The sequence below is a fragment of the Telluria sp. ZB4P34 genome, from assembly GCF_059686055.1.
The window spans coordinates 281,033-292,535 of record NZ_JCASIF010000003.1; the positions used below are offsets into that span (position 1 = coordinate 281,033).

8 protein-coding genes are annotated in these 11,503 nt (G+C 68.7%); 4 read left to right on the top strand and 4 right to left on the bottom strand.

The genetic code is table 11. The annotated features are described in order from the left end of the window. Window positions 1–64: 64 nt before the first annotated feature. From AC56KL_RS08185 to AC56KL_RS08195, 3 genes are all read right to left on the bottom strand, one after another. Window positions 65–1,708: a M28 family peptidase gene (locus AC56KL_RS08185; protein WP_497179808.1), complete on the bottom strand. Its 1,644-nt coding sequence runs from the start codon at window positions 1,706–1,708 to the stop codon at window positions 65–67. 69 nt (window positions 1,709–1,777) lie between these two features. Then, window positions 1,778–4,087: a M28 family peptidase gene (locus AC56KL_RS08190; protein WP_497179661.1), complete on the bottom strand. Its 2,310-nt coding sequence runs from the start codon at window positions 4,085–4,087 to the stop codon at window positions 1,778–1,780. Window positions 4,088–4,207: 120 nt separating this feature from the next. Then, complete coding sequence (locus tag AC56KL_RS08195; RefSeq protein ID WP_497179662.1) at window positions 4,208–4,876, bottom strand: energy transducer TonB; 669 nt, start codon at window positions 4,874–4,876, stop codon at window positions 4,208–4,210. A gap of 333 nt (window positions 4,877–5,209) precedes the next feature. Here AC56KL_RS08195 and AC56KL_RS08200 point away from each other — a divergent pair, with 333 nt between their 5' ends. The 4 genes from AC56KL_RS08200 to AC56KL_RS08215 are packed head-to-tail and all read left to right on the top strand — an operon-like array spanning window position 5,210 to window position 10,112. Next, window positions 5,210–5,860 carry a response regulator gene (locus tag AC56KL_RS08200; protein ID WP_224944173.1) on the top strand — a complete coding sequence of 217 codons (651 nt, stop codon included), beginning with the start codon at window positions 5,210–5,212 and terminating at the stop codon, window positions 5,858–5,860. Window positions 5,861–5,867: 7 nt separating this feature from the next. Beyond that, window positions 5,868–6,872 carry a hypothetical protein gene (locus tag AC56KL_RS08205; RefSeq protein ID WP_497179663.1) on the top strand — a complete coding sequence of 335 codons (1,005 nt, stop codon included), beginning with the start codon at window positions 5,868–5,870 and terminating at the stop codon, window positions 6,870–6,872. After that, entirely contained in the window at window positions 6,869–8,392 is a 1,524-nt protein-coding gene (locus AC56KL_RS08210) for a sensor histidine kinase (protein ID WP_497179664.1), read from the top strand. The genes AC56KL_RS08205 and AC56KL_RS08210 overlap by 4 nt, the downstream gene beginning before the upstream one ends. A 19-nt stretch (window positions 8,393–8,411) precedes the next feature. Further along, window positions 8,412–10,112, top strand: coding sequence for a M14 family zinc carboxypeptidase (locus AC56KL_RS08215; protein WP_497179665.1), 1,701 nt, complete (start codon window positions 8,412–8,414; stop codon window positions 10,110–10,112). Here AC56KL_RS08215 and AC56KL_RS08220 read toward each other — a convergent pair. After that, on the bottom strand, window positions 10,088–11,353 hold the full coding sequence (locus AC56KL_RS08220; protein WP_497179666.1) for a GGDEF domain-containing protein: 1,266 nt from the start codon (window positions 11,351–11,353) through the stop codon (window positions 10,088–10,090). The two genes, AC56KL_RS08215 and AC56KL_RS08220, sit on opposite strands and share 25 nt — an antisense overlap. Window positions 11,354–11,503 lie beyond the last annotated feature (150 nt).

Sequence of the window (11,503 nt, forward strand, 5' to 3'; positions counted from 1 at the left end):
ATACTTGCGCAGGCGTGCGTGAACGCGTGGACGGCAGCGCCGCCCATGCTATCGAAGCGGCGGCTTAGTTGGCGGCCGTACGCGCCTTCCCGAACGGATCTCCCGCTTTCCATGCCGGCGCCTGCGGCGCATCCGCCACCATGCGGCCCAGGTTCAGCGTGAACTGTGCCTGCTGCACCATGCCCGACAGGTCCCAGCTCGGGTCGTACTCGTCGCTGGCCTGGTGATAGCGCTCGCGGTAGGACTTCTGCTTGGCCGCACTCGCTTCGACATCCTTTACCCAGCTCTGGCCGGCGCCCACCGAGAAGGCCGGCACTCCGGCCTTGGCGAAGCTGAAGTGGTCGCTGCGGAAGTAGCCGCCGGCCAGATCGGGCCTGGCCGGCGCGATCGACAGGCCCATCTTCTGGGCGGTGGCCGCGGCCATCGCGCCCAGGTCGGTGCGCTCGCTGCCCGGGGTGCTCACGTCCTTGACCAGGCCGACGAAGTTCAGGCTGTCCAGGTTCAGGTTGGCCACCGTCTTTTCGATCGGCCACAGCGGCTTGGCGGCGTAGGCGGCGCTGCCCAGCAGGCCCTGTTCTTCGGCCGCCACCCACAGGAACATCTGGCTGCGCTTGGCCGGGTTGCGCACGGCTTCCTGGGCCATCGCCAGCAGGGCGGCGATGCCGGAAGCGTTGTCGACGGCGCCGTTGAAGATCGTATCGCCCTTGTCACCCTGCTTGCCCATGTGGTCCCAGTGGGCGCTGTAGATCACCACTTCGTCCTTGAGCTTCGGATCGGTTCCCGGCACCACGCCGGCCACGTTGAACTCGTTCAGCGTACGCACTTCGGCGCGTGCCTGGCCCTTGACGCGGGCTTTCAGTGCGACAGGAGTGAAACCCTTCTGCTCGGCCGCGGCGCGCAGCTTGTCGAGGTCCTGGCCGGCGGCGGCGAACAGCTTGCGCGCGGTGGCGTCGGTCATCCAGCCCTGCAGGCCGGTGCCCAGCTTGCCCTCGGCCAGCTGGAAGCGTTCCGCATTGGCCCAGCTGTTCTGCACCACGCTCCAGCCGTAGGAGGCCGAGGCGTCGGTGTGGATCAGCAGGACGCCGGCCGCGCCCTGGCGCGCCGCTTCTTCCAGCTTGTAGGTCCAGCGGCCGTAGTAGGTGAGGCCGTCGCCGTTGAAGCGCCGCGGCTCGGCGGCGGTCGGCTTCGGATCGTTCACCATCATCACCAGCACCTTGCCCTTGACGTCCTGGCCCTTGAAATCGTCCCAGCCTTCTTCCGCGGCCTGGATGCCGTAGCCGACGAAGACCAGCTCGGCATCGAGCGTATGGTCGGCCTTCGCGTCGCCCGGACCCCAGACCCAGTCGGCGCCGAACTGCAGCGGCAGCTTCTTGCCGCCGGCATGGATGCCGATGTCGCTCCTGGCCGGCAGCGAGCGCACGCCGGCGATCTTGACCGGCTGGCGGAAGCTGCCGTTGTTGGCCGGCTGCAGGCCGACCGCGGCCGCCTGGGTTTCGAGGTAGGTGACGGTCAGTTCGCCGCCGCGCTGGCCGGTGCCGCGGCCTTCGACGACGTCGGACGACAGGAAGGCGAGGTGGGCGCGCAGCGGCGCTTCCTTGACGGTGGCGGCTTGCGCCGCCTGGGTCGCATCGGCGGCATGGGCCGGATAGGCCAGCGCCAGGCTTGCCGCCAGGGCGGTGAGGACAACGGAGGAGACGATCTTGTGCATGGTTTCCTGCTGCTTGAATGGTTTGATCGGGTAGCGCACGGTGTGCGTCAAGCATTGTATGCCAAGCGCTCAGTAAAACCGCAATACGTCCGCCGAGACCGTCATCCCTGTTCCCGGCATCCGCTGCGGCGCCCCGGGCGGCAGCAGGTGTTCCGGCAGGCCGGGCATGCGCTCCTCGACCACCACCGCCAGCACGTCGTCGGCCGGCGCGTCGATCGTGAAGCGCAGCAGTTCGTCCTCCATGCCGTACAGCGACAGCGACCACCCGCTTTCCTTCGTGCTCAGCACGCGCCCGTTGAGGGTCGAGCGCCAGGGCTTGGTGCCGGCCGCCCACATCTCGATGTGCGGCGCGCGGTTCCTCGAGCGCAGCGTGAATTCCACCTGCCGCAGGGGCGGCGCGAGCGAGGGCCTGGCCAGCGCCGGGTTCCTGAGCAGGAAGGCTTCCGGAAAGGCGATGCGGTCATCGACCGGCGCGATCGCATACCACTGGCGCGGGCTGTGCCAGCCGAACACGTCGGCATGGATGGCCGGACGCTCGAGGCCTGGGAACAGCCCCTTCGACCAGGCGTCCAGCGGCTCGCCCGGGTGCAGCCAGTAGGCGCGCCAGCTGTTCATGTCCTTGAAATAGACCAGGCGGTTGGGTGCGAGCGCTGCGCTCTCCGGCGCCGGGGGACGGGGATCGGAAGCCCGGCCCGGCAGCGCCAGGCTGGCGGCCAGCGCCAACCCAAGCGCACTTCCCAGCACGCGCGAGGCCGGCAGCAGCAGGAGCAGGCTGGAGAAGCACAGCAGCATGACCGTCATCGCCAGCGCCGGCAGGTAGGACCCATGCGGCGCGAACGCGGTCCAGGTAGCGCGCAGCGCCGGCACGAACAGCAGCAGGGCCGGCGCCAGGCCGGCCGCCAGCACCAGCAGGCGCAGCGGCCCCTTGCGCGCCGGCGGCAGCTCCGCATGGGCCCCCAGCGCCGCCGCCAGCGGCCAGGCCAGCAGCCAGGCCGCGTCCGGCGCCGTCAGGAGGACCAGCAGCAGGGCAATCGCCAGCCACGACATCGCCCCCAGGAACACGGCCGTCGCTCCGGTCAGCCGGCGCAGCAGGTAGAGCGCGCCGATGAACAGGCAGCCGCCGGCAAAGGCGAACACCAGCGCCCCTCCGGCGTCCTGCGCCCGGGTCAACGCGGCCAGCTCCTCGCGCCGCTCCCACAGCAGCATGCGCGTCGCCAGCAGCACCAGCGCCACGCCGAAGAAGCCCTGCACCAGGGGCGCGACCGTGGCACCGGCTCCGTCCCCGTCCAGGGCGGCGCGGTAGGCGCGTACCAGGAGCAGGCCGGCCAGCGCCGCCAGGCCCCAGGACAGGAGCGCCGGATGCTGGACGCCGCCGATCAGCGGCAGCGAAAACCAGGCGTGCGGCTGGTGGACGCCGCGCGACAGCGCCGCGTCACCGAAGTGGCGGGCCAGGCGCAGCATGCTCTCACCGAGGTGCGCGAGCATGGCCGGGTCGAGCCGTTCCACGCTGTCGAGCGTGCCTTCGGCGTCGAAGGGCCGGCCGGTATTGGCGAACAACAGGATGGGCGCGTCGATGGCCGCCAGCGGGCCGAGGCGCGGCATGTCCGGCAGCAGTTTGTACAGGCGGGCGCCGAGCGAGGATCCCGCGATGCCGGGCGCGGCCCGGAACCAGCCGCGCAGCACGGCGCCGTCCGCGCCCGCGGCGTCGAGCAGGGTCAGCGGCCCGGCACTGCCGGCGCCGTCGAACTTCAGCGTGAGCCCGACCTGCCGAGCCAGCGGGTGCTGCTCGGCGAAGCCTTTCGTGCCGAGTGCGCCGACCTGCTCGCCGTCGGCGAACAGCAGCACGATGTCGTTCCGGGGCCGCGCCCCCGCGCGCAGCGCCCGCGCCGTCTCGAGCATGGCCGCCACCTGCGCCGCCCCACGCGCCGCGCCCAGGCTGGTCTTGCCGCTGTCGAGGTGGGAGGCCAGCAGCAGGGCCGGGCGCTGCAGGCGGTCCGGCGCGCTGCCGGGCAGGCGCACGACGATGTTGTGGACCACGCCGAGCGTCGTGTGGATGCCGCCCCAGTAACGGACGGTGGATTTCTGCACGGTGGCCTTCTGGATGGCGGGCTCCAGGCCCATGCCGCGCAGCTGCTCCATGATGTAGTCGCGCGCCCCGGCGTTGGCGCCGGTCGCGATCGGGCGCGGCGCCGCGGCCAGTACGTCCAGGTGCCGCATCATGCGTTCCAGGGCGGGGGGCGGGGCCTGCGGCGGCGCAGCGGCGGGCCGGGTGGCGCTCCAGGCCAGCGCCGCCAGCGCGGCCAGGGCAAGCAGGCCGGCCGCCAGCGCGGCCAGGCCAGGTGCGCGCGGCGGCGCAGCCGATCGTTCAGCGGTAAACATCGTATTTCTCCTCCTCGTTGGTCTTGTTGTGGGGTGCTGCGGTGTCGGCGGCGGCTCTGCGGTCGGCTGTGCGAAAAAAAAAGCCCGCGGTGACAGCGGGCGAAAAGGGAAAGCAAGGACTTATTCGAGCGTCCAGACGTAGGCGATCTGCGCCCATCCGGCTTCGGCGACGCCGTTGTTCATGGCGGGCCTGAACTGGCACAGGCTGAGGGCGTTCACCGCGGCGCGGTCCAGTTCACGGTGGCCGCTGGAGCTCTGCACCCGCGCATCCTTTACGCGGCCGTCGGCGCCGACCATCAGCGCCAGGGTCACGGTGCCGCTGTCGCCGTTGCGCGCCGCGCTGGCCGGGTAGGGCGGGGTGGCGCAGCCGTCGGCGTTCGCCAGCACGGCGCTGCGCAGTTGGCCCGGGTTGCTGCCCGCCCTGGCCGGCTGGGCGGGCGGCGCTTTGCTGGCGACCGGAAGCGCCTGGTCCTCGACCGGCGCCGGCTCGGTGGTGGCCTGCACCTGTTCCTGCGGCGGCGTCGGCGGCGGTTCGATTTCCGGCAGCGGCACCGCGATGCGCGGCGGCGCGGTCCGGGTCAGCGGCTGGGGAGGTTGGGGCGGCGGCGGTGGCGGCGGGAGCGTCGGCTGGATCCATACCGTGGCGTCTTCCAGCAGCTTGGGCAGGGAGATGCTCCGGGCGTTCATCACGTTGACCAGGCCCAGCGCGGCCAGCACGTGCAGGCCGGTGACGAGGGCGAACTTCCCGGCCTTGCCGCCGGTCCCATCGTTGAGTTGCGTGAAGTGCATGGCGATCTCCTTTTATTGATGTCCGGCGATCCGATCGCAGAACTTTTTGCTTCAAGAAAGATATGCATCCGACAGTTGATGGAATGAATATATGCTAGAGCCTAGCAATCTGTAAAGCGCTTTCGTAGCAATTTTGTTTCCCTTTGTCCGTCCTGGACGGGCAGAAGGGGGAAATCGACGGGTACTCGCGTCGCAACGCGTTGTATGAAATAATCCTCGTGCTACCCGCATTCTTTCCGTCGCTTGGCACAGCTTCCTGCCACGGATTGGCAAACGAATCGAAGGACCGAAAACAGTGGGTGAACAGCAGGCGAATGAACAGGAGTGAAAGTGGTGTCCGAACAGAAAAAACCGATCCGTGTGATGCTTGCGGACGACCACCCGATCGTGATGACCGGGTTTGCCATGTCGCTCGAGGCGGCCGGCATGCAGGTGGTGGGGCAGGCCAAGACCCCGAGCGAGGCGGTGGCGCTGTATGCGGCGCAGCAGCCCGACGTCGTCATCCTCGACATGCGCTTCGGCACCGAGCTGACCGGCCTCGATGCCGCCCAGAGCATCCTGAAGGACGACCCGCGCGCCAGGATCATCTTCCTGAGCCAGTTTGACCAGGACAGCCTGATCAAGGAAACCTACCGCATGGGCGCGCACGCCTTCGTCACCAAGGATTGCGATCCGTCCGACCTGGTGACGGCGGTGCGCCACGCCCATGACGGCAAGCTGTACTTCCTGCCGCAGATCGCTTCGCGCCTGGCCAGCATGGCCGTACGCGGCGACGTGACGCCGCAGTCGCAGCTCGACGAGCGCGGGCTGGAGATCTTCAAGCTGATGGCCGAAGGCCTGACCAACGCGGAAATCGCCGAGAAGCTCGACCTGTCGACCAAGACCATCAGCAACATCAGCCAGTCGATCAAGGAAAAGCTGGGCGTGCACCGCCAGGCCAACATCACCCTGCTGGCCGTGAAGCACGGCCTGATCGAACCCTGAGCCTTCCATGAATTGTCAGCGGACCCTGCGCGCGGCCATGGCCGCGCTCGCGCTATTCGCCTGTGCGGCCGGCGCCGTGCATGCCCAGGCGGGCAGGGACGAGGCGGTGCGGGACGACGAAGCCATGGGCTTCCGCTCCCAGATCATCACCGGCGACGACAGCGAAGTCACGCGGCGCATCGCGGAAGACCTGTACAAGCGCCTGCTGCCGACCTTCGCGGCCTTCCGCACCGAGCTGGCCCAGCGCCACCGCTTGCTGTACGTCGCGATCGGCCCGACCGCCCTGCGCGACGCCATTGCGCGCCGCTGCGACTGCGTCGTGATTTCCGCCTTCACCTCCAGCCACGTGTGGCGCTCGCTTACCTCCCGCTTGCCGGCGGGACGCGCGGCGCGCTACACCGCGGTGTACGCCGAGCCGGCCCCGGCCGACCAGCTGCGCCTGGCCGCGTTGCTGTACGGCCGTCCGGCGCGCGTCGGCGCGATCCTCGGGCGCGACACGGCCTTCCTGCGGCCGGCGCTGCAGGACGAAGTCGACGTCCAGCCGTTTGTCCCCGGCGACGACATCAACCATGCGCTCAACCGCATGACGCGCGCCGAGGCCCTGCTGGCGCTGCCCGACGGCGACGTCTACAACCCGGAAAACGTGCGCAACATCCTGCTCTCGACCTACCGCCGCAAGCAGGGCGTGATCGGCTTCTCGGCCGACATGGTGAAGGTCGGCGCGCTGGCCACCACCTATTCCGAGATCGAGGATATCAACACCCAGGTGGCCGAGATCGCGGCCAACTACGTGGCCACCGGCGAACTGGCGCCGCCGCAATACCCGCACTACTTCCGCACCGTGGTCAATGAAGGCGTCGCCCGTTCGCTCGACCTGCGGGTGTCCAGCGAGGCGCGCCGCTTTGCGCGCCTGCCGGGGCGCCAGCCCGCACCCCAGCCCGCACCCCTGCCGGCGCAGCCGCCCGCCCTTTCGCCTTCGCGCACGGCGCCGCCGCTGCCGCCCACGCCATGAGACTGCGCTTCTGGCGCGGCTGGAGCATCGGCCGGCGCATGACCTTCATCACCATGCTGCCGGTGACCTTCCTGTTCACCGCCTTCGTGTGGTACTCGTATTATTCGCACCGCGCCCAGGTGGCCGACGAACTGGCCGAGCGCGGGCGCATCCTGGCGCGCGCGCTGGCCGAGACCAGCGAATACAACGTCATCTCGGGCAACCTGTCCGACCTGCGCCTGACCATCAACGGCCTGGTGCAGTCCGACAGCAGCATCTATCGCATCGAGGTGGTGGGAACGGACGGCACCCAGGCCGTGCGCGTCGATTCCGAATCGGCCGCCGACGCCCAGCCCCACCACTACGAGGCGCCGATCAAGAAGCAGGTGGTGTGGATCAACCTGTTCACCGACAACGGCACGCCGCACGTCTCGGCATCGAGCGACCTGCGCCCGCCCACCCTCACCACCGAGATCGTCGGCTGGGTAAGGGTGACGATGTCGCCCTCGAACATGATGGCCAAGCAGACCCGCCGCTTCCGCTTCGAGCTGGGCATGGCGGCACTGGCGCTGGTGGCCAGCGGCGTGCTGGCCTGGGTGCTGGCGCGCTCGCTCACCGTGCCGCTGCGCGAGGCGATCGGCGCCCTGAGCCGGATCCGCAACGGCGACTACCGCGTGCAGCTGCCGGTCAAGACCGGCGGCGAGGTGGGCGAGCTGCAGGCCTCGATCGGCCAGATGTCGCTGGCGCTGGACGAATCCAAGCGCGACCTCGAGAACAAGGTTGCCGAGCGCACCCGCGACCTGCTGGCCTCGCGCAACGAGGCGCTGCGCGCCGACGCCGACAAGCGCAAGCTGATCCAGAAGGTCAATTCCATCATCGAGGACGAGCGCAAGAGCATCGCGGTCGAGATCCACGACGAACTGAACGCGTCGCTGATCGCCGCGCGCCTCGAGGCGCAGTCGATCGGCGCGCTCGCCGCCAAGGCAGCAAAGGTGGCGGCGAGCCCGGAGATCGAGGAGATCGGGCGCAAGTCGCAGGCCATCACCAAGCTCGCGCTCGACCTGTACGCCAACGGCCGCCGCCTGGTGCGGCGCCTGCGCCCCGAAGTGCTCGACATGCTGGGCCTGCACGGCGCGGTGGAAGAGATGGTGCGCCACTACGACGGCAGCTCCGGCTGCAGCTTCGAGTTCCACGGCGAGGGCGATTTCTCGCGCCTGTCGAACGAGCTGGCGATTTCGGCCTACCGCATCGTGCAGGAAGCGCTGTCGAACATCATGAAACACGCCCAGGCGACCTCGGCCCAGGTGCGCCTGGTGCTCGACGAAGGCGCGCAGACCCTGCGCATCGTGGTCGCCGACGACGGCAACGGCTTCGACCCCGCCAGCGCCTCCGAAGGCATCGGCATCATCGGCATGCGCGAGCGCGTGTACGCCGTGCACGGCGTAATGGACGTGCGCTCCAGTGTCGGCGGCGGCACGGTGGTGGCGATCACGCTGCCCTTGCACGCGCCGGCGACCGTCGCGCCGGCACCCACGGTTTAACCAATCCAGACATCACATCATGGCCACTGAACTCCTGACACCCTACGAATCAAGTGAACTTCGGGGCAACCCGAACCAGACCACCACGCACGCGGAATGCATCGCCTGGTACCAGGACCTGGCGCGCCGCTATCCGCACGTGCTGCGCTTCGACCAGGTCGGCGTGTCGGACGCCGGCGTGCCGATCCACGCGGGCGTGGTGAGCAGCGACGGCGTGTTCGAGCGCGAGGAAATCAGGCGCGCCGGCCGCCCGGTCTTCTTCAACAACAACGGCATCCACCCGGGCGAGCCGGAAGGCGTGGACAGCTGCATGGCCCTGGTGCGCGACTTCTGCGTCCAGCCCGAGCGCCTGGCGGCGCTGGGCTCCACCATCTTCCTGTTCGTCCCCCTGTACAACGTGGACGGCAGCCTGAACCGCGCCGACACCTCGCGCGTGAACCAGGACGGCCCTGAGCAGTTCGGCTTCCGCGGCATGAGCCGCCACCTCGACCTGAACCGCGACTTCGTCAAGTGCGACAGCCTGGCGGCGCAGGTGTTCAACAGGCTGTTCACGGCCTGGGACCCGGACGTGATGGTCGACACCCACACCTCCAACGGGGCCGACTACAGCTACACCATGACCCTGATCCACACCCAGCCCGACAAGCTGGGCGGCGAGCTGGGCGAGTTCCTGCGCGACACCATGCTGCCCGCCATGTACGCCGGCATGGAGGCGCGCGGCTGGCCGACCTGCCCCTACGTGAACCCGGTCAAGGACAGTCCGGACGACGGCATTGCCGACTTCCTCGAGACGGCGCGCTTCTCGACCGGCTACGCGGCCCTGCACCACACCATCGGCTTCATGCCCGAGACCCACATGCTCAAGCCGTTCCGGGACCGCTACGCGTCGATGCGGGCGCTGGTGGAGACCGCGCTCGACTTCACGATCCGGAATGCGCAGCAGATCCAGGCATTGCGCCGCGCCGCCAAACAGGCAGGCCGGTCCCGCGCCGAATGGCCGATCCACTGGGCGATGGATGCCGCCAACCCGTCGACCTTCCGCTTCAAGGGCTATGCAGCGAAGTACAAGCCGAGCATACTGGGGACCTACTCGCGCCTGTGGTACGACCGTACGAGCCCGTGGGAACGCGACATCGCCTGGTACGACCGCTTCCCGGCCGATATCCACGTGCCGGCGCCGCGCGCCTACGTGGTGCCGCAGCAGTGGCGTGAAGCGATCGAGCGCCTGCAGTGGAACGGCGTGCGCATGGAGCGTGTCGAAGCGGACAGGGTGGAAGAGGTGGACTACTACCACATCGTGTCGGTGACGTCGCGTCCGAACGCGTACGAGGGCCACATGTTCCACGACGACGTGGTGCTGGAAAGGCGCCGCGCCCAGGTCCAGCTGCGCGCCGGCGACCATATCGTGCCGCTCGACCAGGACAATGCGCGCTATGCGGTCGAGACGCTCGAGCCGCTGGGCCACGACAGCTTCTTCCGCTGGGGTTTCTTCAACAGCGTGCTGGAGAAGAAAGAGGCGTATTCCGACTACGTGTTCGAGGACCACGCGGCCGAGCTTCTGAACGACGAGCCGGCGCTGGCGGCCAAATTCGAGGCCTGGAAGGTGGCCAATCCCGCGCTGCTGGGGCAGCAGGAGGCGGTGCTGGACTTCATCTTCGCCAACTGCGAACGGTATCGCGAGCCGGAGTGGCGCCGCTATCCGGTATTCATGCTCGCCTGAGCCTGCAGCCTGGTGTCACGCGCGCCAGGCAGCCCCTTTTCTTCGTCGAGCGCGGCTCGGCCCGGTTGCCGGGGCGCCAGCGACAGCGGCGGCTCCTGCGCCTTGACAATCACCCGGTCGCGCCCCGCCTTCTTGGCCGCGTACAAGGCCACATCGGCGCGAGCCATCGCGCTCTTGACGTCGTCTTCGGGCGAAAACAGCGTCACGCCGATCGACAAGGTGAGGACCGGCGCATCGGCCCCGTCCAGGGCGCCGCGAACGGCATCCTGCAGCCTGGCGCCGACCGCCGCGGCGCCGTGCAGGCCCGTGTCGGGCAGCAGCAGTACGAATTCGTCGCCGCCCAGGCGCGCCACGCAGTCCACGGCGCGCAGCATGCCGCGCGCGGCATGGGCAACGCGCTGCAAGGCGGCGTCGCCGGCCTCGTGCCCCCAGCTGTCGTTGATCGTCTTGAAGTTGTCGAGGTCGACCAACAGCAGGGCGAGCGGCTTGTTGTTGCGGTCGGCACGCGCTTTTTCGCGCGCAGCGAGCTCGTAGAAGGCGCGGCGCGATGCCGCACCCGTCAGGTAATCATGATTGGCCGCATGTTCAGCCCGGACAAGGATCTGCCGGTGCGCGATCAGCAGGCCGCCGATCGTCAACGCAGGCAAGGCCAGCGAAACCGCGGTCAGGAACGAAATGCTCCATACGCTGGGCTGCAGCAGCGAACCCGGGGGGACGCCGGCGAGCGCCAGCCATGCCATCCTGCCGGCATGCCCCAGGGCGACCAGGCTGCACATGGCCAGCACGAACAAGTAGACGTAGAACGGACGATGCCAGCCTGGGCGCGCAGCCAGCATCAGCCGGGCAATCTCCGCGCACACAGCGATCTGGAAGCTGGAGACGACGGCGCTGCGCGCCGTGAACGAGTCGAACCGGTAGTGGAACAGCGCAATGAGCAAGCCCAGCAACAGCACCAGCCAAGACAATTGCGCCAGCCGGGGCGCTTTCCCCCACAGGCCGCGGTAGCCGGCGACCAGCGCCGCGCTGGCGGCGGCGTACACCACATTCGCTGCCTCATAGGCCAGCAAGGGCGGCAGTTCACGCCCGAATGCGTACAGGACGTTTCCGCCGATGCCGAGCACGGAAGAAAGCAGCAGTGCGCGCGTCCCGCGCATGCCGTTCGACGTCACTGACAGCAGTGTCAGGAAGCTCAGGAAACAGAGCAGTGCTGCGATGAGAAAAATCTGTTGAGTAGGGAGCATCGGGTGCCGGGTCGGCTGCGGGCACGACGGGGTGGGCGGGATGGGCCAGGTGACGACGCTGAGGCCGACTTCAGTCAGTGTAAGACGAATCCTACATCGTGTTGCAAGTATTTTTTTTGGATATGTCACATTGCTGTGGCAAGGAGGGCA